General features: G+C 65.7%; 15 protein-coding genes. 9 read left to right on the top strand and 6 right to left on the bottom strand.

Features of this window, described 5'->3' with window-relative positions:
- Nucleotides 1–5 precede the first annotated feature (5 nt).
- Together tsaB and U9J33_RS13860 are read right to left on the bottom strand one after the other, a co-directional pair.
- The gene (gene tsaB / locus U9J33_RS13865; RefSeq protein WP_324696094.1) at nucleotides 6–671 is read right to left on the bottom strand and encodes a tRNA (adenosine(37)-N6)-threonylcarbamoyltransferase complex dimerization subunit type 1 TsaB; all 666 of its coding nucleotides are present in this window, start codon (nucleotides 669–671) and stop codon (nucleotides 6–8) included.
- A gap of 21 nt (nucleotides 672–692) precedes the next feature.
- Entirely contained in the window at nucleotides 693–1,271 is a 579-nt protein-coding gene (locus U9J33_RS13860; protein ID WP_054440521.1) for a NifU family protein, read from the bottom strand.
- 187 nt (nucleotides 1,272–1,458) lie between these two features.
- Here U9J33_RS13860 and U9J33_RS13855 point away from each other — a divergent pair, with 187 nt between their 5' ends.
- A complete protein-coding gene (locus tag U9J33_RS13855) occupies nucleotides 1,459–4,389 on the top strand; it encodes a M16 family metallopeptidase (protein WP_185997000.1) in 2,931 nt (976 codons plus the stop codon).
- Between the two features lie 232 nt (nucleotides 4,390–4,621).
- Nucleotides 4,622–5,995 carry a class II 3-deoxy-7-phosphoheptulonate synthase gene (locus tag U9J33_RS13850; RefSeq protein ID WP_054440681.1) on the top strand — a complete coding sequence of 458 codons (1,374 nt, stop codon included), beginning with the start codon at nucleotides 4,622–4,624 and terminating at the stop codon, nucleotides 5,993–5,995.
- 74 nt (nucleotides 5,996–6,069) lie between these two features.
- Here U9J33_RS13850 and U9J33_RS13845 read toward each other — a convergent pair whose 3' ends face one another.
- Entirely contained in the window at nucleotides 6,070–8,130 is a 2,061-nt protein-coding gene (locus U9J33_RS13845; RefSeq protein WP_324696089.1) for a DUF3857 domain-containing protein, read from the bottom strand.
- Nucleotides 8,131–8,393: 263 nt separating this feature from the next.
- On the opposite strand from U9J33_RS13845, the gene U9J33_RS13840 reads away from it, so the two are divergent.
- A complete protein-coding gene (locus U9J33_RS13840) occupies nucleotides 8,394–10,313 on the top strand; it encodes a CocE/NonD family hydrolase (protein WP_324696087.1) in 1,920 nt (639 codons plus the stop codon).
- A gap of 49 nt (nucleotides 10,314–10,362) precedes the next feature.
- Here U9J33_RS13840 and U9J33_RS13835 read toward each other — a convergent pair whose 3' ends face one another.
- The 3 genes from U9J33_RS13835 to U9J33_RS13825 form a co-directional block, all read right to left on the bottom strand.
- Entirely contained in the window at nucleotides 10,363–12,117 is a 1,755-nt protein-coding gene (locus tag U9J33_RS13835; RefSeq protein WP_054440515.1) for a chloride channel protein, read from the bottom strand.
- 94 nt (nucleotides 12,118–12,211) lie between these two features.
- Nucleotides 12,212–12,790 (bottom strand): HD domain-containing protein, encoded by a 579-nt coding sequence (locus tag U9J33_RS13830; RefSeq protein ID WP_185997002.1) that lies wholly within the window; start codon nucleotides 12,788–12,790, stop codon nucleotides 12,212–12,214.
- Nucleotides 12,791–12,861: 71 nt separating this feature from the next.
- The gene (locus tag U9J33_RS13825) at nucleotides 12,862–13,656 is read right to left on the bottom strand and encodes an SDR family oxidoreductase (protein ID WP_324696083.1); all 795 of its coding nucleotides are present in this window, start codon (nucleotides 13,654–13,656) and stop codon (nucleotides 12,862–12,864) included.
- Between the two features lie 261 nt (nucleotides 13,657–13,917).
- Between U9J33_RS13825 and U9J33_RS13820 the strand changes: the two genes are divergently transcribed.
- The 6 genes from U9J33_RS13820 to U9J33_RS13795 all read left to right on the top strand — a co-directional run bounded on the left by U9J33_RS13820 (nucleotide 13,918) and on the right by U9J33_RS13795 (nucleotide 22,663).
- Nucleotides 13,918–15,096 (top strand): FAS1-like dehydratase domain-containing protein, encoded by a 1,179-nt coding sequence (locus tag U9J33_RS13820; protein WP_324696080.1) that lies wholly within the window; start codon nucleotides 13,918–13,920, stop codon nucleotides 15,094–15,096.
- Nucleotides 15,097–15,110: 14 nt separating this feature from the next.
- On the top strand, nucleotides 15,111–15,611 hold the full coding sequence (locus tag U9J33_RS13815; protein ID WP_324696078.1) for a nuclear transport factor 2 family protein: 501 nt from the start codon (nucleotides 15,111–15,113) through the stop codon (nucleotides 15,609–15,611).
- Nucleotides 15,612–16,200: 589 nt separating this feature from the next.
- Nucleotides 16,201–17,361, top strand: coding sequence for an MFS transporter (locus U9J33_RS13810; RefSeq protein WP_324696076.1), 1,161 nt, complete (start codon nucleotides 16,201–16,203; stop codon nucleotides 17,359–17,361).
- On the top strand, nucleotides 17,358–18,584 hold the full coding sequence (locus U9J33_RS13805; RefSeq protein WP_324696074.1) for a CaiB/BaiF CoA-transferase family protein: 1,227 nt from the start codon (nucleotides 17,358–17,360) through the stop codon (nucleotides 18,582–18,584). The genes U9J33_RS13810 and U9J33_RS13805 overlap by 4 nt, the downstream gene beginning before the upstream one ends.
- Nucleotides 18,585–18,622: 38 nt before the next feature.
- Complete coding sequence (locus U9J33_RS13800) at nucleotides 18,623–19,663, top strand: AraC family transcriptional regulator (RefSeq protein ID WP_324696072.1); 1,041 nt, start codon at nucleotides 18,623–18,625, stop codon at nucleotides 19,661–19,663.
- A 243-nt stretch (nucleotides 19,664–19,906) separates the two neighbouring features.
- The gene (locus U9J33_RS13795) at nucleotides 19,907–22,663 is read left to right on the top strand and encodes a TonB-dependent receptor domain-containing protein (protein WP_324696070.1); all 2,757 of its coding nucleotides are present in this window, start codon (nucleotides 19,907–19,909) and stop codon (nucleotides 22,661–22,663) included.
- The last annotated feature ends 45 nt before the right edge of the window (nucleotides 22,664–22,708 follow it).

Here is a 22,708-nt window from a genome sequence, read left to right as displayed (position 1 = left end):
CGGGATTATCCTTGCGGTCCGGGAAGGCCGCCGGGCAGCTTGGCGTCGGGCGCGCGGCCATAGAGGGGGCGGGTGTCGGCGGTCAGGGCATGGGCGGGCAGGAGCGGGAAGGCGCGGGCATCCGGCCAGATGGCGAGGGCGGTTCCGTTTCCGCGCGCGGCGACAAGGGCCTGCGCCTGCGTGCCGGCGACCACCTCCTCGGCAACTGCGGCAGCCGCCGCGTCGGGACGCAGCGAGGTGAGGGGCCGGGTCACGCTGCCGTCTTTAGCGAAGCCTTCGATGAACCATTCGCCGTGGCCACCGGTCATCGCCGTTGCCACCGGAACGACCCCGGCCTGATCGCGCGCTATCGCCGAGACCATGGCGAGGGTCGAGTATCCGATCACCTCGGAGCCCCAGGCAAGCGCCAGCGCGCGGGCGGCGGCCAAGCCGACGCGCACGCCGGTGAAGCTGCCGGGGCCGAGCGCCACCACGATGCGGGCGGCGCGGCCGCGATCGGGAAGCTGTGCGATCATCGGCACGAGCGCTTCGGCATGGCCGCGCCCGAGCATCCGAAAGTCTCCCGCGAGAAGCGCGCCGTTCTCGAACAGCGCAACCGAACAGGCTTCGGTAGCGCTGTCGATCACCAGTGTGCGGCCGTGGAACGGCTCTGCGGTCGTCTCCGTCGTCACGCCTTCGTCATCCCTTTGGGTTCAGGCGGCGCGGACTTCGGTGACTTCGGGAACGTAGTGCTTGAGCAGGCTCTCGATCCCGTGCTTGAGCGTGGCGCTGGACGAAGGGCAGCCCGAGCAGGCGCCCTGCATGGCGAGATAGACCACGCCATCGCGGTAGCCGCGATAGACGATGTCGCCGCCGTCGTTGGCCACGGCCGGGCGCACGCGGGTCTCGATCAGTTCCTTGATCTGCTCGACGATGTCGGCATCGGCGGGATCGTCGCCATAGTCAGCCTCGTCCTCGGCGGGGACCGAGAAGCCGCTGGCGTTGCCGCCCGCGAACAGCGGGGCTTCCGACACGAAATGATCGAGCAGGATCGAGACGACCTGCGGCTTGAGATCAGACCATTCCGAGCCCGGCGCTGCCGTGACCGAAACGAAGCCCTGGCCGAAGAACACGCCGGTCACGTCGCCAAGGTCGAACAGGGCCTGCGCCAGCGGCGAGACTTCCGCGTCCTCGGGCGAGGTGAACTCGCGGGTGCCTGCCGCCATGACCTGCCGGCCGGGCAGGAACTTGAGCGTGGCGGGATTGGGCGTGGCTTCGGTTTCGATATACATGATGCACGCGATTTAGGTGTTGCTGGCAGAGGGTCAAGTCCACAAGCAGCAATTGACTTTGAATGAGGCGGGAACAACGCTGCGACTTGGCGCTTTCTAGGCCGCTACTTTGCACCCCTGCGGGGCCGGGGAACAGTCTCGCGCTATTCACTGGCCCTTAATCGAACCGGAACCTATACCCCTCCCGATGACGAAATCTTCGCGCGCCGCCCGCTCGCTCGCCTGCCTGCTCCTGCTGGCTCCCCTCCCGGTTCAGTCCGTTCTTGCGCAAGTGCCCGGCGCTGCCGCGCCCGCGCCGGAAACCCTGCCGGGCGACAGCGATCCGTGGCTCTATCGCGGCAGCGACATTCCCCGCGATCCCGAATGGCATTTCGGGGAGCTTTCCAACGGGCTGAAGTATGCGGTGCGCCGCAACGGGGTGCCGCCGGGGCAGGTCTCGATCCGTATCCGCGTCGATGCCGGCTCGCTTTACGAGACCGATTCGGAGCGCGGCTACGCGCACTTGCTGGAGCACATGCTGTTCCGCCAGTCGAAGTACATTCCCGAGGGGACGGCGATTGCCGCCTTCCAGCGCCTCGGCGCGACTTTCGGCAGTGATACCAATGCGGTGACCTCCACCACGCAGACCGTGTTCAAGCTCGATCTGCCCAATGCCACGCCCACTTCGCTGGACGAGACCTTCAAGCTGATGAGCGGCATGGTGACCGCGCCCACGCTTTCGGCCTCCAACCTCAAGTCCGACCTGCCGATCGTGCTGGCCGAGATGCGCGAGCGCGGCGGCGCCGCCAAGCGCGTTCAGGACGCCATGCAGAAGACGCTCTACGCCGGGCAGCCGCTTTCGGCGCGTGAGCCGATCGGCACTGTCGAAACGCTGACTTCGGCAACCCCGGATTCGGTGCGTGCCTTCTACTCGCGCTGGTATCGCCCGGACAACGTCGCCGTGATCGTTGCAGGCGATGCCGATCCGGCGACGCTGGAAGGCTACGTGAAGAAGTGGTTCGCCGACTGGAAGGCGACCGGCAAGCTGAGCGCCGCGCCCAGCTTCGGCGATCCGGCGGCGCCCGCAGGGGCCGATCCGAAGAACCCGGTGGGCGAGACCAAGGTCCTGATCGAGCCCGATCTGCCGCCTTCGCTGATGTATGCGATCCTGCGCCCCTGGCGGCAGGTGACGGACAACGTGGTCTACAACCAGGGCTTGATGGTCGATTCGATCGCGCAGGCCATCATCAACCGCCGCCTGGAATCCAAGGCCCGCGCGGGTGGCAGCTTCCTGTCGGCCTCGGTCAACCAGGACGACGTCTCGCGCTCGGCGGACGCCACGTTCGTCTCGGTCACGCCGCTGGGCGAGGACTGGCAGGCGGCGCTGCGCGACGTGCGCGGGGTGATCGCCGATGCGATGACCAAGCCGCCGACGCAGGCCGAGATCGACCGCGAGGTCGCCGAACTCGACGTTGCGTTCCAGGTCCCGGTCGAACAGCAGCGCATCCTGCCCGGTTCGAAGCTGGCGGACGACATGGTCAACGCGCTGGACATTCGCGAAACCGTGGCGGCGCCGAACGACGTGCTGCGCATCTTCCGCGAATCGAAGCCGCTGTTCACGCCGGCAGACGTGCTGAAGCATACGCAGCAGCTCTTCAGCGGCTCGGTGACGCGGGCGATCTTCACCACGCAGAAGCAGGGCGGCGCCACTGACGATGGGCTGCGCACCGCGCTGCTCCAGCCGATCCGGCCCGACGCCTCGATCCGCACCGCGGTCAACGAGAAGCCGGTGTCGTTCGAGAAGCTGCCCGCCATCGGCGCGCCCCACAAGGCGACCGCACAGGCGCCTACCGGCCTGCTCGACATCGAGCAGCTCACTTTCGCGAACGGAGTGAAGGCGCTGCTCTGGCCGGTTCAGGAAGAGCCGGGGCGTGTCACCGTGAAGGTCCGGTTCGGCGGCGGCAAGCGGTCGATCGCGCCGCAGGATGCCCCCTATATCGCGCTTGGCGAATTCGCGCTCGTCGGCTCTGGCCTTGCCACGCTGGGCCAGGAAGACCTCGACCGCATCTCGACCGGGCGCAAGCTGGGCTTCGATTTCGAGGTGCAGGACGCCAGCTTCCAGTTCCAGGCGGAAACCCGCCCGCAGGACCTGGCCGACCAGCTCTATCTCTTCGCTGCCAAGCTCGACCTGCCGCGCTGGGACCCGCAGCCGCTCGTTCGCGCCAAGGCTGCGGCGAAGATCCAGTATGCAACTTATTCCACTTCGCCGCAGGGCGTGCTGAACCGCGATCTGGAATTCTACCAGCGCGGCAAGGACGCCCGCTTCGCGACGCCCACGCCGGGCGAGATCGAGAAGACAACGGCGGCCGGCTTCAGGAAGGTCTGGAGCAAGGCACTGGCGAGCGGCCCGGTCGAAGTGCAGATCTATGGTGACTTCGACAAGGCCTCCACCATCACCGCGCTGGAGAAGACGTTCGGCGCGCTCAAGGCCCGTACGCCCGCGCCGTCGACGGCCAATCTCGCCGAAGTCTCGGTGCCCAAGCCTTCGGACGTGCCGGTGGTGCTGCATCACCACGGCGACCCGGACCAGGCGGCGGCGGTGATCTCGTGGCCTACCGGCGGCGGCGCCATGGGCATTCGCGAATCGCGCCAGCTCGAAATCCTGACGCAGCTCTTCACCAACCGCCTGCTCGATGCCGTGCGCGAGAAGCTGGGCGTGGCCTATGCGCCTTACGTCTATTCGCAGTGGCCGGTGGACATGGCGGCGGGCGGTTCGATCACGGCCATGGCGCAGCTCGATCCCAAGTCGGCGACGGTGTTCTTCCAGACCGCGGACGAGATCGCCCAGGACCTCATCAACAATCCGCCCACCGCGCAGGAACTGGCGCTGGTCACCGAACCGATGCGCCAGCAGGTGACGCGCGCGGCTTCGAGCACCTCGTTCTTCATGGGCCAGCTCGAAGGTGCGACTTACGATCCCTCGCGGATCGGCACGGTCCGCACGATCCTCTACGACTATACCGCCACCACGCCGCAGCAGATGCAGGCGCTTGCCGCCCGCTACCTCGGCAAGAACAACTCGTGGCGGCTTGAGGTCATGCCGGAAGGCAAGAGCTCGGGAACGGTCGCGGTAAAGTAGGAAAAGCAGGGCGGGATTGTTCGCAAGTTACGCGGGCAATCCTGCCGCCTGTAACATTGTTCCGTTACGCCGGGGCGCTGTGGCGCAATCGATCACCGTGATCGCCTAAACCGGCTTTGCAAAAATTACCGGGGGAGGCTATGGCGCGCCTCTTGTTTGCGGTTCTTGCCGGTTTGGCCCCATGCATTCGGCGCGGGGAGAGAAGGCAAAGGAACCGCCAGGAGTACGTGACGTGGCTAGCAATTGGACCCCGGAAAGCTGGAAGGCTAAGGAAGCCCGCCATCTTCCGGTATATGGCGATGCGGAGAAGCTGGGCGAGGTAGAGGCCACGCTTGCGAAGTTTCCGCCGCTGGTCTTTGCGGGCGAGGCGCGCGAACTCAAGAAGGACCTGGCCGAAGTGGCTGCCGGTCGCGGTTTCCTGCTTCAGGGCGGAGACTGTGCGGAAAGCTTCGCCGAGTTCAGCGCCGACAATATCCGCGACACGTTCCGCGTGCTTCTCCAGATGGCGGTGGTGCTGACTTTCGCCAGCAAGCAGCCGGTGGTGAAGCTGGGCCGCATGGCGGGCCAGTTCGCCAAGCCGCGTTCGGCGCCGACCGAGACGATCGGCGGACTGGAACTGCCCAGCTACTTCGGCGACATCATCAACGGCATCGAGTTCGAGCCGGAAACCCGCCGCAACGATCCCGAACGGATGCTCAAGGCCTATGGCCAGTCGTCCGCCACGCTCAACCTGCTGCGCGCTTTCGCGCATGGCGGCTATGCGAACCTGCGCCAGGTCCACCAGTGGACCATGGAGCACATCGGCCGCAGCCCCTGGGGCGAGCGTTTCTCGCAGATGGCCGACCGCATCAGCGAAGCGCTGGACTTCATGGCCGCCTGCGGCGTGGACCCGACCTCGGTTCCGCAGCTTCAGGGCACCGATTTCTACACCAGCCACGAGGCGCTGCTGCTTCCTTACGAGGAAGCGCTGACCCGGCGCGATTCGCTGACCGGCGACTGGTACGACTGCTCGGCCCACATGCTGTGGATCGGCGACCGTACCCGCTTCGAAGGATCGGCCCATGTCGAGTATCTGCGCGGCGTCGGCAATCCGATCGGCATGAAGTGCGGCCCCAGCCTCGAGCCCGACGCGCTGCTGCGCATGCTCGACACGCTGAACCCGGCGCGTGAACCCGGCCGCATGACCCTCATCAGCCGTTACGGCTATGACAAGGTAGAGGCCGGCCTGCCCAAGCTGGTGCGCGCGGTGAAGGCGGAAGGTCATCCGGTGGTGTGGTCGTGCGATCCGATGCACGGCAACGTCATCAAGGCCGACAGCGGCTTCAAGACCCGCCCGTTCGACCGCATCCTGGCCGAAGTGCGCGGCTTCTTCGCCGTTCACCGTGCCGAGGGCACCCATGCGGGCGGCATCCATATCGAGATGACCGGCCAGGACGTGACCGAATGCACCGGCGGCGCCATCGCCATCACCGACGAGGCGCTGAAGGACCGTTATCACACCCACTGCGACCCGCGCCTCAACGGTGCGCAGTCGATCGAACTCGCGTTCGAGCTGGCGGACCTGCTCAACCTCGAAGCGACCGAACGGCAGAAGCAGGCGGCGTAAGGCAGCCGCTCAGGACAAGATCGAAAGGGCAGGGGAGCCGGGGCTCTCCTGCCCTTTTGCTTGTCCGCAGGCCGTTACTTCGGGGCTGCGGCTGCCGCTTTCGCATCGGCGGATGCGTGGGCCAGGCAGGGAACGCTGTCAGCCGTCCAGTCTATCTCGTAAGTGGCGGGCACGTTCTTCGTGCCGCTTTCCACGGTTCGCGATGTTTCGGGGTTATAGAAGATCCACGCCATGCTGTTGTCGAAGGCGGCGATGCGCGCATTGTCCTTCTTCGCGGTCGCCGCGTCGATTTCCTTCTGCTCCACGCGTGAGCCGCGGATCATGCGAATGGCGCCGTCACGCTGTTCGAAGGCGCGGTAATAGGTCCGGCCGAACAGCTGCGTGTCATAGCCCTTCTTGAACGTCCATCCCGCCGGACGGGCCGTGGACGGCAGCCGAACGGTCGTTACCCGGCAGTCGAATTCGGGCTTGTTGGCGTAAGGCAGTTCCTGATCCTGATCGGCCGAGCGCGTGCGCCGTTCGGGCGGGCTGAAGCCGCCTCCAGGCAGGGCGAGCGACCTTGATCCGTCCCCGTCGTCATCCCAGTCCACCGAACCGGTGCCGCTGATGGTCAGCACGCTGGCCTGCGCCTTCTGGTCGTGGCGCCACTGGACATCCTCGATCGCCTGCCAGGTGCTGCCGACCAGTTGCTGGCGGAAGCTGCCGAGCATCTGGTCGTGCGCGAGGCCGGAAAGCTGCATTTCCTGCTGCAGGCCCTCGATCCCGCGGGTGATCGTGGTGTTGGTGATCCGGGCGGGTTCATCGAAACCGGCCCTTGCGTCGATCTCGTAAAGGGTGATCTGGTCGGGCCTTTGGGCGGGCTGCCACGCGAGCTGCTCGATCGAGCTGCCCTGTTCCGTAAGCGGCAGCACCCACTGGTAAGGCATGATCGGCGTGGTGGAGGGCGGCACCACCGGCGGCAGCGTGCCGTCCAGCCAGTAGACCGCGCCGTCTATATGCGCGCGCACGATGACGTGATCGAACAGGCGCGGGCTCGGCAGCCGCTGGTCGAACCCGTCGTCCCCGCCGCCGGTGTTGACCAGCACGGCTTCCGCCTGGATGCCCAACTGGCCCAGGAGCGCCAGCAGCAGCGCTGTCTTGCCCTTGCAGTCGCCATAGCGGCGCTGCCAGGTCTCGTCCGCGGTGGCGGGCACGAGGTTCCCGTTGCCGAGGCCGACGTAGATATAGCGCACGTCCTGCTGCACCAGCTTCAGCGCCGCGCTTGCGCGGTCCAGCGGCAGCGCGTGGGCTGCGGCGATGCGGCTCGCCTCGCGCCGGAGCGGCGAAGCATCGGGCAGCTTCGCGGCCTTTGTGTAAAACGGCGCGAAACGCCTTGAAATTCCTGCCCAATCGGCAAAGTCGCTATATTCGACCACACGCTGCCAGAGATAGCGGGCCGGAGCATCCTTGGGCGGGACGATGGTGGCCGGATTGTCCAGCCGGACTTCGAGCGCGTGTTCGCTCTTGCGGGCGAAGGCGTTCATGTCGGGCGTCATGCGCAGTTGCGGTTCTGCCCGGTCTTCCCAGCTGAGGCCCAGCAGGAAGCGGCCCGGCACCGGGCTGGGCGCGATCAGCAGCATTCCCGCGTCGCTGGCGCCCAGCGTGGGATCGGTCGTGCGGATGGTGAGGGCGACTTCCAGTTCATCGCCCACGCGCAAGTCGGCGATGCGCAGCACCGCGGTCAGGGTGCCGTCCAGCTTGGCCGCTTCGAGCTGGTCTTCCCGGCGCAGGATCTCGAACGCGGCGGTTTTCAGCACGTCGATGACTTCGCCATCGCGGTGGATCCGGATGGCGTGCACGGTGGGCGCGCCCGCCGCCGGGTTCCAGGCGATGGACAGGTTGCCGAGTTGCAGGGCGCTGGGGTGCAGGATCCTGATGCGATAGCCGGTGTATTGCGCCTGCCCCTGCTTATCGAGATGGATCAGGGTATCCTGATGGCGCACGAAGACGGCGCCGGTGGCGTTTTCCGGCACGGGCAGGTCTTCGGAGGGTGAAACCCAGCGAGGAACGGGGCCGCGCTGGACCTGATCGTCGCGAGCGAAAGCCGGGCCGCAGACAAGCGCGGACGCCAGAAATACCGAAATCGGAAAACGCACATCAACCCCCGTGATTACACCTCATAATGTCCGGTATTTTCGGCAAGGCAAGACTATTGCCGGATGAAAATTCGTTTTTTAATTCAATTGGATAGCCTTGTTTCATGGGCTGTTGCAGTTCTTGCCGAAACTGTCGCGCGCGCGCCTGCACCTCGCGGCCGGGCGCGCAAGGCGGGGGCAGGGCAGGCCCGGCGCTGCTGTTTCGCGCGGCCGCTCGTCTTCACGCTTGACCGCCGGAAATGCACGGGCCACCAATCGGGCCCATGACAAAAAGCCTTCGGATCGCCGCGTGCCTTGCAGCCGCGCCGCTTGCACTCGCCGCCGCCCAGCTTTCCGCACAGGACAGCGCCCGCGCGCCCACCGACACCATGATGAACGAGCAGGTCGAATCGTACGACTGGGTACGCCCGCAGGCGGACTACATCCGCCGCGAGGTGATGATTCCCATGCGGGACGGCAAGAAGCTCTTCACCGTCATCGTCATGCGCAAGGGCACGAAGGACGGTCCGATCCTGCTCAGCCGCACGCCCTACAACGCCGGCGGCATGACCAGCCGCAACCGCAGCCAGAAGATCGAGGAAATCCTGCCCGTCATGGACGCGGATTTCGTCAACGACGGTTACATCCGGGTCTATCAGGACGTGCGCGGGCTTGACGGTTCCGAAGGCGACTACGTGATGAACCGGCCGCTGCGAGGCCCGCTCAACAAGACAAAGGTCGATCACGCCACCGACGCTTACGACACCATCGACTGGCTGGTGAAGAACGTGAAGGAGAGCAACGGCAAGGTCGGCATCACCGGCTCGTCCTATCTCGGCTTCACCTCGCTCATGGCGCTGATCGATCCGCACCCCGCGCTCAAGGCCGCCGTGCCGCAGAGCCCGATGGTGGACGGCTGGATGGGCGACGACTGGTTCCACAACGGCGCCTTCCGCATGTTCGGGTTCGACTACGACCTTGGCCAGACGGTCAAGAAGGGCGGCGGCGCGGTGCCCAAGGGCACGGGGGACGAGTACCAGGCCTATCTCGATGCCGGTTCGGCCATGGAATATGCCAAGGCATACGGCCTCATCGACCTGCCGGTGGTGCGCAAGGTGCTGGAGCATCCCGGCTACGATGCCTGGTGGCAGGGGCAGGCGGTGGACAAGCTGCTCGGCGCGCGCAAGCTGACGGTGCCGACCATGCTCGTGGTGGGACAGTGGGACCAGGAGGACAGCTACGGCGCCCCGGCGGTCTACCAGGCGCTCAAGGCGAACGGCACGCCGGACGACATGGTGAGCCTTGCCATCGGCCCCTGGCGCCACTCCCAGGTCAACTACGAAGCGCGTGAGCTTGGTCCGCTCAAGTGGGAAGGCGATACCGGCGGCCAGTTCCGCCAGCGCTACATGAAGCCCTTCCTCGACTGTCACCTGAAAACCGTGGCACCGGCCTGCAACACGCCGCCGGTGATCACCTATGCCACCGGCGCCAAGGGCGACAAGGGCGGCTGGGAAGTGTCGCAGAAGTGGCCGGCGGGCGATTACACGCCGCTCTACCTTGCGGGGAACTACGGCCTCTCATGGAGCAAGCCGGCGGCGGGCAGCGACAGCTACGTCTCCGACCCCGCCAAGCCGGTGCCGATGCTGCCGCGCCCGGTGCACATGCAGGGCGAGGAGTGGAAGACCTGGCTCGTCCACGACCAGCGCTTCGTTGACGGCCGCCCGGACGTGCTGAGCTATACCACCGGCACGCTGGACAAGGCGGTCCACATCAAGGGAGCGCCCAAGGTGGAGCTGCACGCCTCCACCAGCGGGCGGGACAGCGACTATGTGGTCAAGCTGATCGACGTCTATCCGCAGGAAAACTCGGCCAATCCGGAACTGGCGGGCTACCAGCTCGGCATCGGCATCGAGATCTTCCGCGGCCGCTACGTCCACGGCTTCGACAAGCCGCAGCCGCTGGAGCCGGGCAAGGGCTATACCTTCCAGTGGTCGTTGCCGAACGTCGATCACGTGTTCCTGCCGGGCCACCGGATCATGGTGCAGGTGCAGTCCAGCCTGTTCCCGCTCTATGACCGCAATCCGCAGTCCTGGGTGCCCTCGATCATGGAGGCCAGGGCGAGCGACTATGTGAAGGCGACCGAGACGGTGACTTATGGCGGCGATGCGGCCAGCGCCGTGTGGCTGCCGGTGGCGAAGGACTAGGAGCAGGTTCCGGGGGTGCGGGGGCGATGGCCCCTGCATTCCTCCCGCTTCAGCTTTCGCCGAACAGTTCCCGCTGCGAGGCCTCGATCTCCTCGAAGTAGCGGCGGCGCGCGTGGCGTTCGGTCACGACGCCAACGACATTGCCGATACCGTCCACCACCGCCAGTTCGTCGGCCACGGCCACGTCGAAGGCCTTGATCATCGCGCGGATGTCGGTGGTGGGGGAAAGCGTGGTGCCCTTCAGCGTCGCCAGCCCGCCCACCGCGCTGTCCTGCGCCAGTTCGGGGTTGTAGGCGGCGGAGGTGGTGACGATCCCGGCGTAGTGTTCCTCCTCGTCCAGCAGGATCGCCTTGCTGGCCGAGCCGAGCGGCACGCGGGCGCGGAAATCGGCGATGGAAAGGGTTGCGGGCACCGAGATCCAGTCCTTGCGCATGATGCGCCCGGCGGTGAGGCTGAGCATCCAGCCGATATCGCGCGGGGAACGGATGATCGAGCCGCGAATGTGCAGGCGCCAGGTGGAGAACGAATAGCCGAACATCTCGCGCGTGAAGGCGCTGGATACGAGCGAGGCGGTCAGCACCACGCCCATCAGCGCGAAGTCGTGCGTGGTTTCCAGCATGAGCATCGCCAGCGTCATCGGGCCGCCGACGATGGAGACGGCCAGCGCGCTCATGCCGACGAGGGCGGCTTGGGTGGGGTCCAGCTCGATGCCCAGCGGCAGCATCTGCACGGCGGCGGCGAAGATCAGGCCGACCAGCGATCCCAGGAACAGCGAGGCGAAGAACAGGCCGCCGCGAAAGCCGAAGCTGAGCGAGATCACCGAGGCGGCGATCTTGAGCGCGAGAACCACGAGCAGGAACTGGATCGCCGGCTGCATCACGAGATTGAGATGCATCGCCCCGTGCCCCGCCGAAAGCGATTGCGGCGATACCCATGCGAGCGGCATCAGCAGCAGTCCGCCGACCAGCGGTTTCCAGCGCGTGAAGCGGGTGAAGCGCTGGACGTGAAGCTCGGTAAACGTCACCAGCCGCATGACGAGGATGCCCACCAGGGCGCAGACCAGCCCGAGCACGGCATAGATGAAATAGTCCCCGGTGGTCAGCTCATGCGTGCTCGATGCGGCGATCAGGTAGGGTTCCACGCCGAGCTGGCGCGTGATGAACGCGGCGCCGAGGGCGGCGGCGATGACCGGGGCGATGGCGGCGGGGGTATAAGTGCCGATCACGATCTCGAAGGCATAGAAGGCGCCCGCCAGCGGTGCGCCGAAGGCGGCGCCCACGGCCGCGCCCGCGCCCGCGCCCACCAGCGTCCGCATGTCGGCGCGGCGCAGCTTGAACCACTGGCCCAGCACCGAGGCCACGCCGCCGCCCATCTGCGCATAGGCCGCCTCCAGCCCGACCGATGCCCCGGCGCCGTTCGAGATGATCGTCTGTGCCGAGATGATGAGATTGTCGATGAAGGGAATCCGGCCGCTGTGCAGGGCATTGGCCTCCACCACGTCGATCGGCGCGCGGCGGCGGCGGCGCAGCAGATAGCCGATGCCGATCAGCACGAGTCCGCCGAAGGGGAGTGCCAGCAGGCGCCAGGGATGGCGGATTTCGCCGATCGCGCTCAGCCGGTTGCCGGTGACGCCGTAGAAGAGCTGCTGGAGGGCATGGGCGAGGAACCCTTGCAGGTTGGTCAGCCAGCCCGCCGCGATCCCGGCCAGAACGGCCAGCACGATGAACGCCAGTTCGCTTTCGCGCATGCGCTGCCGCTGGCGGATGACCAGGGCTTTCAGGGCGTTAACGGCGGGACGTCGCATCGATCGTCGATTGGGCCTGCGCGCGCGGCGCTGTCAAGGCGGGTATCGGGAGGGGAAGGAAGAAAACGCGAAGGTGGCGCGCAGCCGGGCGGCCTCACGCCCCGAAGTAGCCCCTGGCCCGCGCCGTCTCCAGTTCCGCTTCGAGATAGTCCCACAGCGCGGGCGCGCCGCGGCTGATCTGCGGCTTCAGGCGCTTCACGACCCGCTCGTGGCTGATCCCGTTCTCGCGCCAGCTCTGCCCCTCGTTGCGCAAGTTGAGCAGGGCGGGCATCGCGCGGTCGATGGCATGGGCGAAGCGGGCCTCGGCGGTCCGTTCTTCCTCGAACTCGGTCCAGAGGCCGCGCAGGTAATCCGCCTCGGCATCGGGCAGGATGCCGAAGATCCGGTCTATGGCCGCGCGCTCGGCCGCCTTGCGGTCCGCCAGGCCTTCCTCGAAGAACACCATGACATCGCCGGTCTCGATCTCGCCGATATCGTGGACCAGCAGCATCGCCATGACCCGCGAGATGTCCGGCGTTCCCGAGGCATGGGGTGCGAGCGCCACGGCGAAGAGCGCGATCTGCCAGCTATGCTCGGCCGAATTCTCGTAACGGTCGAGGCCGATGGGCTTCACCTTGCGGGTGACGGCCTTGAGCCGGTCCAGCTCCATCACGAAATCGATGACGTTCTGCATTGTCGCTGGGCCCCCTTACCGACCGGATGGCCGCTCTGGAGGCTTGTCCGGCGATTCTCAAGCGGAAGCGGTCATTTCGGCGGCATGCGGATGCCGCCGTCAAGACGGATGCACTGGCCGTTGAAATAGGTGTTGCGGGCCAGTTCCATCACCAGCGAGGCGAATTCCTCGGGATTGCCGAGCCGCTTGGGGAAGGGCACGGCCTTGCCGAGGCCATCGTAGACCGCCTCGTTCATTTCCTTGACCCGCAGCATCGGCGGCGTGGCGAAAGTGCCGGGAAGGATGGCGTTCACCCGGATGCCGAGGTCCATGAGATCGCGGGCCATCGGCAGGACCATGGCGTTCACCGCGCCCTTGGCGCCGCCGTAGGCGACTTGCCCGACCTGCCCGTCCTGCGATGCGGCCGACGAGGTGAACACGATGCAGCCGCGTTCGCCGTCGTCATTGAGCGGGTCGGCGCCGGCCATGCCCAGCGCGGCGATCGAGGCGACGCGGTAGGAGGCAGTGAACACGCCTTCGGCCGTTCTGGCGATCTGCTCGGTGGCGGCGCGCTTGTAGCCGCCGGTGGTCTTGTCGAACGAGACGGTCTTGCCGCCGCCGGCCACGACGGCGCAGTGGACGACGATCCGTTCCTGCCCGTGAGCGGCGCGGGCCCTGGCGAAGCCGGCTTCCACGCTTTCCTCGTCAAGGATGTTCACCTTGCAGAACACGCCGCCGATCTCGGCCGCGAAAGCTTCGCCCGCTTCCTCGCTGATGTCGAACACGGCTACTTTCACGCCGGCATCGGCAAGGGCCTGAGCGCTGGCGCGGCCGAGGCCCGAAGCGCCGCCGGTGACGACTGCGGCGAGGGTATTGTCGATCTTCATGAAGCAGGCTCTCCCGAGCGGGTTTGATTCGTGTTTGGCCCAAGGGCTAGCGCAATTCGCGGCCGGAAAGGTGCGATCGAATGCGGTCGGCGCGCAAGTATCGCCCCTGCGCACTTGATGGGCGCGGCGCGGCGGCGCCTTGCGTCCACTGCCGATGCGGCTGCACCTACGGACAGGCGCCCGCCGCGTCGCGGGTGAAGATCGCACGGGACGGGTTCGGCACTGCCGCAAAGGGCAGGCCGCGAGAGATCGGAGAGAGAAATGGCCGAAGGCGATGTGTTCCTCGACACCAGCGATGTCGATCGGTGGGTCGGCAAGCCGGTGATTTTCGCCGAGTTCTGGGACCCGTGCAACGCCACGGACATCCGCCGCTGGGCGCAGGCGATGGATTACGCCAATCCCCTGCACTGGGACGAGAATTTCGCGCGGGCCAGCCGCTTCGGCGGTATCGTCGCCCCGCAGAGCTTCACCGTCGCCATGGACTACGGCCACGGCTGCCATCCTTCCTGCGTCGGCCGGATTCCGGGATCGCACCTGATCTTCGCGGGGGAGGAATGGTGGTTCTACGGCAATCCCGTCCGCCCCGGCGACAAGCTCGTGCAGGAGCGCAGCTTCGCGGGCTATCGCATTGCCGAGACAGGCTTTGCCGGGCCGACGATGTTCGCCGATGGCGATACGGTCCACCGCAACCAGCACGGCGCGCTCGTCGCCAAGGAGCGGGCGACCTCGATCCGCTACCTCGTGGAGGAGGCGAACAAGCGGAAAGTCTACGACAAGGAGAATCGCGCGCCCAGGTCCTGGACAAGGGAGGAACTGGACGAAGTGGCGAAAGTGCGGCTGGACTGGATCAGGTCGGGCCGCGAAGGCATCTCGCCGCGCTGGAGCACGGTCAAGGTGGGCGATACTTTGCCGCGCCGGGTGATCGGGCCGCACAGCCGCGTCACTTTCGCGCTCGAATGCCGTGCGCACCGGCAGAACATCTGGGGCACCTGGCGCTGGAACGCACCTGAAGGCGTGCACGATCCCGCCCAGGAAGACGCAGGCTTCGGCGGCGACATGAGCTACGACTTCGAAGCCCGCAAGATCGATCCGCGCCAGGGTGACGGCCTGTTCCACGGGCCCAGCTCCGGGCACATCAATCCCGAGAAGGCCGAGAAGGTCGGCATGGGCGGTGCTTATGGCTACGGCTCGTCGATGAATGCCTGGCACCTCGATACGGTGGCCTACTGGGCCGGGCACGAAGGCTATATCTGGCACTCGAAGACCCAGTTCCGCAGCCCCGCTTTCGAAGGGGACGTGACTTACGTGGATGCCGCCGTGATCGACAGGCAGGAGACCTCCGAATTCGGGATGCCGGTGGTCACGGTCGAGACGCGGATGACCACGCAGGACGGCAACACCATCCTCAAGGGCACCGCGACGGTATCGTTGCCGCTCTGACCGGGAGGACGACCATGGCGGACCGTGAGGACATCGTCGAAGTGCTCAATCTCTACGGCCTCGCCATGGACACCCGGCGCTGGGATCTGTTCGGGCGGGTGTTCACGGCGGACTGTGCGGTCGATTACGGGCCCGGTTCGTGCTGGAACGATCTAGGTGCCTTTCAGCATGCTTTCGGTGCCTTTCACGAAATGTTCGATGCAACCCAGCATGTGATGAGCAATCACCTCGTTCGAGTGGAGGAAGATAGAGCTTTTACAGTGACATATGGCCAGTGGCGGCTCATCCGTCATGCCGCTGGACAGCCGCCGGTGTGGGACGGCAGCGGCTACTACGACGATGAACTGGTCCGCACCGAAAACGGCTGGCGCATCGCCCGGCGGACCTGCCGGGTGCTCTACTGGACGGGCAATCCCCGCGTCCAGATGCCCGAGGGCGACATCGCCTTCGAACTGGACCTCGCCGCGCTCCACGAGGAGGAGCGGGCAGGCCGGATCGGCTATCTGCCGACCTGACAAGGGGGGCGGACGGAGCCCCTCGCGTATCGCCGGGCCGGATTTGACCTCCGCAAATTGGCGTCCTGCCGGCGATCGGGCTATCCAGCGCAGACAAGAGAAATGTGAGAGGAACGCTGCCCGCAGGGGCGCGTAAGCTGGGATGTGGGCTAGATCGCACGATGCTCAAAACAGCGGGTACAGCCCCCTGAAAGCGCAGTCCGCGCAGGCTGACGGCCGGATCATGCCTCACCGATTCCGGCGCGTTTTCGACCGCCTTTCGAAAAGCCATTGGCGAAAGCCCGCGGCGGTTTCGAACGCGCAAGATGCTTTCGTGGCATGGCGGCCTGGGCCTTCGAACGCAGGGATGCCGGGTGCGGAATATGTTCGCAAAGGTGCCGGTTCTTTGCGGATGTGACGTGAACCACGCCTGGAATGTCCCGAACCGGCAGCAGCGATGGACAGGCGATGCCGCCTGCGCGAACTGCCGGTCGGGGACTGCCCGGGAACCAGAACAATTGCCATCAGGCACGAACGGGAAGGAGCCACGGTGACGTATCTTGCGGAGTTGAGATCGAATTGGCGACCGTTGCTTGCCGCAACGGTCGGCGTGGGCACGGGTATGTCGCTGGCGGGGACCGTCACCAGCGCGATCGCGCCCAGCATGATCGCCGCCAACGGGTGGAGCAAGGCGGACTTCGCGATGGTGGGAAGCCTCGGGATCGTCAGTTCCCTGGCATTTCCGTTCATAGGCCGGATCGCCGACGTTCTCGGTGTCCGGTGGACGGCGCTTATCGGGCAGGTGACGCTGCCGCTGATGTATCTGGCATACAGCCTGATGGGCGGCTCTCTACAGACCTATATCGTGATCTTCCTGATCCACAGCGTGGTGTGCCTTACCACGACCTCGACCGTGTATACCCGGTTGCCGGTCCAGTGCATTTCCGCTGCGAGAGGGGCCGCCCTTGCCATCGTGGCATCCGGTCCCGCGCTCGTGAGTGCGATCGGCGGCCCCCTGCTCAACGCTTACGTCGAGGCGAACGGGTGGCGCGCCGCTTATCAGTTGCTGGCGATCTTCGCCGTGGTGGCGGGCACGATCACATTCCTCCTCATTCCCGCGGAAGCGGACCGGCAGGCAGGTGCGCGCGCGCCCCGGCGGCCTGCGCGCGAGGATTATCCGGCGATCTTTCGTGCACCCGCATTCTGGATCCTGCTGGCGGCCATGCTTCTTTGCAACATTCCCCAGGTCATCATGCTGACGCAGCTCAAGCTCGTGCTGCTCGACAACGGCGTGACAGGTCGCGGGGCGTCGGTGATGATCAGCGCGCTGTCCATCGGGATGCTTGCGGGCCGCCTGATCACGGGTGTTGCGCTGGACCGGTTCAATCCGTTCGCGATCTCGTTCTTTACCCTTGCCCTGCCGAGCCTTGGACTGTTCATCATCGCCTCAAGCCTTGATGCCCCCGCGGTGTTGACGGGGGCGGTCTTCTTCCTGGGCTTCGCATTCGGTGCCGAGGGCGACATCATCGCCTTCCTCGTGGCGCTGTGCTTCCCCATTCGGATCTATGGTTCCGTCATGGGGCTGATGACCGCGACGATGTCGGCTTCCGCTGCGATCGGCGCCGTGGGGCTGAGCATCATTCTGGCACGGACCGGCGGCTACAGCACCTTCCTGGTGATTGCCGGTACTGCGGTACTGGTGGGCGCGTTCCTGCTTTTGACCCTGGCGCGGGCTCCGCGACCGCTAGATCTGGAAGGATGCCCGGCATGACTAAAGTGATGGAGGGCATTCGCGTCCTCGAAGTTGCCCAGCACACGTTCGTGCCGGCAGGCGGGGCCATTCTCGCCGACTGGGGCGCGGATGTCATCAAGATCGAACATCCCACGCGCGGGGATGCGATGCGCGGCTTCATCAACATGGGGGGGATGAAGATCAACCCGCTGCGCCATACGATGATGGAGCATCCCAATCGGGGCAAGCGTTCGGTCGGCGTCGACATCTCGACGCCTGAAGGGCAGGAGGTCATCTACGAACTGGCCCGAAGCTGCGACGTCTTCCTGACCAATTATCTGCCCTATCTGCGGCAGAAGCTGAAAATCGATATCGAGCACATTCGCGCGGCCAATCCCGATATCATCTACGCCCGTGGCAGCGCCTATGGCGACAAGGGCCCGGAGCGCGACGTCGGCGGTTTTGACGGCACCGCGTTCTGGACCCGAAGCGGGGTGGGCTGGTCGATGAGCCCGGGAGAGCTTGAGGGGCCGCTGTCCCAGGGCATTCCGGCCTTTGGCGATTCCACGGGCGGCATGAATCTCGCCGGCGGGATCGCCGGTGCGCTGTTCCATCGGGAGCGAACCGGCAAGCCCAGCGAAATCGACGTCTCACTGCTGTCCACCGCCTGGTGGTCGGCGGGCAGCGCGCTCGATATCCAGCTTGAGAACAAGCGGGCGATGCGTGTCGGAATGCCGCGTTCGGGTTCCAATCCGGGCAATCCCTTCATGGGTAACTTCGCCACGTCCGACGGCGGGACCATCAATTTGTGCACGCTCATTCCGGGCCCGCATATCCGCAGCCTGTTCGAACATGTCGGCGTGCCGGAAGCCGCGGACGATCCCCGCTTCTCGACGGCGGAAAAGCTGCTTGAAAACTGGGAGGCCGCCGGCGAGATCATCAACGCCCGGTTCAATGCCATGCCGTTCGCCTACTGGCGCGAGCATCTGAAGACCTACACGGGCCAATGGGCGCCCTACCAGAGCCTGCTGGACCTCGCGCATGACGAGCAGGCGCTGGCCAACGACATGCTCTTCGAGGTCGAGGCCATGGACGGCGGCGATCCCATCAAGCTCGTTCGAGGGCCGGTGCAGTTCGATCATGCTCCCGTCGACACGATCCGGGCTCCGCAGGCTTCCGAACATACCGAACTGGTGCTGATGGAGATCGGGCTGCCGTGGGACCGGATAGAGGAGCTCAAGGCATGCGGCGCCATCGCATGACGGCCGGTGCAGCCGTGCTTCCAAGCTGAACGGCTGCCGTGAGCGAAGCGGACTTCGAGCGGCTGAACACCCCGCTGTTGCGGCACTTCACGGCGCTTTTCGGCGAACTGGGAGGCGATCTCCCCGCGCTACTCGAGGAAGTGGAGATTGTGCCTCGGGATTTTTCGGAAGGTTCCGGAAGGCTGACTTATCGGCAGGCGATCCGCTTGCTCGACACGGCGGCGAGGAGGCTGGATTGCCCGGATCTGGGCATGCGACTTGCGCTTCGCCAGCGCGGGGGAGCGGTTTTCGGCCCTCTCGGCAACGTAATGCGCAATTCCAGAACGTTCGGCGATGCAGTGCGGTCCGCCTGCGAGCACAGCGGGGCACACAGCCGGGCCGTGCGGGTCTGGCTCAGCGCCCATGCGGAGCCCTCGGCCACCTTCGCGGGCCATGAACTGTTGCTTGGCGACACGGCAAATCGCGCGCAGGCCATCGAGCAGGTCCTGCTGATCGGGCATCTCGAAGCGATGGAAATGACGGGCGGCCTATCGCGGGCGCGGCGCGTTTGCTTCCGCCACGAACCGGTATCCACGCGCTCCGCCTATCGCCGGAATTTCGGCTGCGAGGTGCTGTTCGGGGAGCCGGCCGACGGTCTTGTGTTCTTCGACGAAGACCTGACACGCCCCATCCTCAGCCAGGACGAATATGTCTATCGGGACATGCTGCGCTACCTTGAGGAGCATTTCCCCAAGCGCCAGCTTCCCGTCGATGCGGAAGTTCGCGGACTGGTGCTGCGATCGCTCGCCCTGGGAGACAGTTCGACGGACAGCGTGGCCCATGCGCTCAATCTTCACGCCCGCACGCTCCGCCGCCGGCTTCGCGAGGAAGGCCTTGGTTTCCAGCAGGTAAAGGACAGCGTCCGGCGCGAATTGACCTGTTACTACCTGGAGCGGACGGACCTCGATTTTCGGGGCATTTCGGAAAAGCTGGGCTTTGCGGAACAGTCCATCTTCTCGCGGAGCTGCCGGCGCTGGTTCGGCAAATCGCCCACCGGATTGAAGGACGAGTTGTGCCGGCGCGAGAGGATGTCCGGATAGGTCAAGCCAAACGCCGCCAAGTTGGCGCATGAACCGTTACACAAAACGACGGGACACGCTGCCGGCCTTCACGGGCATGGCGGCGAATGGAAGGGGGAAAGCCGGGGGCTGCCTGAGAAGCAGCCGATATCCCGACCATCCCGAAATGCGGAGGCGCAACCGCAAGTCCCGATCAAGACGTTTCGTTGCCTCGATCGGCCGCAAAGGCCGACGGGTTTGATTGTACCAGGGGAGGATGAGGAATTGGCAATCAATTACAAGTGTTCGGTCGGGCGTCTCGCGCTCTGCGCGGCTTCGGTCGCTGTCATGCCGGCAGCGGCAATGGCCCAGGCCGACGCGCCGCCGCCCGCGCAGGACCAGTCGGCTGCCGACCAGGTGACCAGTGAACCGATCGTCGTGATCGGTACTCTCATCCGCGGCATCGCCCCGGCCGGCAACAATGTCATCGACATGAGCGCGGAACAGATCGCGGCCACCGGCGCTGCCACGACGAGCCAGGTTCTCAGCTCCATTCCGCAAGTCGGCAATTTCTTCAACGGACTGCCGGCCGGCGTTTCGCAGCAGCCGGGCGCCAATGGAAGCAACCCGATCAATCGCCCCAACCTTCGTAGCCTTCCCGGCGCGAACACCAGCGGCGGCGCCCAGACGCTCGTGCTGTTCGACGGCCAGCGCGTTGTTGGCGCGGGCATCCAGCAGGTTGCCGTCGATCCCGACATCATCGCGCCGGGCGTGATCCAGCGCGTGGAGGCGATGACGGACGGCGGTTCTGCCGTCTATGGCTCGGACGCGCTCGGCGGCGTGATAAACTTCGTGTCGCGCGATCGTTTCGACGGCGTCCAGATGGATGCGCGATATGGGATCGGTGACGATTTCCAGTCGGTCGAGGCGAGCGGGATGGCCGGCAAGGACTGGGGCTCGGGCGGCTTCTATGTGGCCTACGGCTATTCCCACCATGACAGCGTCTTTGGCGCCGACCGGGACTGGGTGAAGCAGGTCGACTGGAACACCGGAGTGCCGACCGGCCGCAACTGTGCGGCGCCCAACGTGACCATCGGAACGACCTCCTATGTGCCTTCGGGAGGCGGGATCACCGCCGGCGGTCCCAATTCCTGCGATTTCTCCGACCCTGTCGCCATCTATCCGACCACGACTTTGCACACCGTGTTCGCCCGTCTCAACCAGCGCCTCTCGGGCGGGGTGCGTTTCGACGTGACCGCGCTTTATGCCAATCGTTCGATCGAGCAGATCGGCGGGACGCTGGGAACGGGAGCGCTGGGCACCGGCGCTGCGGGTCAGGCCACGCTCGCGGCAAGCTCTCCCTTCTACCGTCCGACCGGCGACGCCAATGACGGGCTGCCTCAGGTCGTCCGGTATGACTACAGCCCGCTGTTCGGAACCGCTTCGTCCACGCAGAATACCGACCTCGAAACATGGCGGGTTGCTCCCTCGATCTCGGTGGAGCTGGGCTCCGATTGGGAATTCAGCGGGCTGTTCAGCTATGGCCTTGCCACGACGTCGTTCTCGAATGCGCAGATCAGCGCGGCGGCACAGTCTGCCGCTCTGGCCGGGGGGACGCTGAATCCCTACGATGTGGCTGCAACATCGCCCAGCGTGGCTTCGGGCCTGCTTCGCTACAACAAAGGCACCGGCCGGAACGAACTGTTCGATTACAGGGCCATCGTCAACGGGCCGCTGTTCGAACTTCCTGGCGGCACGCTGCGCGCGGCGGCCGGCTACGAACACATGCAGGACAACTTCAACAGGCGGTCGACGAATGCATCGACGTATCTGTTGCAGGACCCGACGAGCTACACCCAGAAGGTGGATTCGGTCTTCGGCGAGCTTTCGATCCCGATCGTCGGCGATGAAAACGCCATGTCGTTCATCAACGAACTGACGCTTTCGGCCTCGGCACGTTACGACAAGTACAACGACTTCGGCGACACCTTCAATCCGAAGTTCGCCGCAACCCTGCGCCCGGTCGAATGGATCGCGATCCGGGGGAACTGGGGCAAGTCCTTCACGGCTCCGTCGCCGGTGGACCAGCTTGGCGTCATGGCCTCTGCCGTGGCCACGGTGCCCGCTGCATTCCTGCGCACGCCGCCCGGCGTAACCGCCGCTCCCGGTGAAATCGGGCTGTTCGTGTCGGGTACCGCTCCCGGAATTCAGCCGCAGAAGGCGACGAACTGGTCTGTCGGCGCGGAGATCGAGCCGCCGTTCCTGCCGGGGCTGACGCTGAACGCGAGCTATTACAACATTGACCTCACGGGAACGATCGGGAGGCCGGTAACCGGAGCTGACCTCAGCGACTACTATGCGAACTTTCCGCAGCTCTATTCGGTTCGCCCGAGCGGCCAGGAACTGGCGGCCTATCTGACGCAGTTCGATCCGGCCAACTTCAACTTCACGGTGGCGAACCCGACCTCGACCGGTCAGGCGATCATCACTTCGGGCGGTACGAACTCGCCCGTGCTGGTCTCGCTGGACACCCGTGCAAGGAACCTGGGCACCGCGAAGCTCGACGGCCTCGATTTCTCGGCCAACTACGTGCTCGATACCCGCTTCGCTTCCTTCGATGCGAGCGTCACGGGGAACTACCGACTTTCGCAGAAATCGCGCGCCTTGCCTTCGCTGCCTGTCGCCGACGATCTGGCCTTCAACACCCCGGTGTTCCGCATCCAGGGAACGCTGGGAACCCGGATCGGCGGGCTGCGCGCGCAGGTCATCTGGAACCACACCTCGGGATACAAGCGGGGCACGGTCGAATTCGGCCAGACCCGGGTTTCGGCCTTCGATGCGATCAACCTGTTCTTCAAGTACGACGTGAAGTCCAAGTCCGCCTGGGGGAGCGACCTGTCGTTCACCCTGAACGTGCAGAACCTGTTCGATGTGTCGCCGCCCGAGTTCCGTTCGGCAGCCGGTCTGGGCTTCGATACCACGCAGGGAAGCGCCTTCAGCATCGGGCGTATCGTCCAGTTCGGCGTCAGCAAGAAGTTCTGACCCTCACAGGGCCGCTCGGGCACTTTGCCCGGGCGGCCCGAAGGT

This window comes from Novosphingobium sp. RL4 (assembly GCF_035658495.1).
In the GTDB taxonomy this organism is placed as follows: Bacteria; Pseudomonadota; Alphaproteobacteria; order Sphingomonadales; family Sphingomonadaceae; genus Novosphingobium.
Note: the sequence above shows the minus strand (reverse complement) of the source record. Positions and strands in the feature narration are given on the sequence as shown.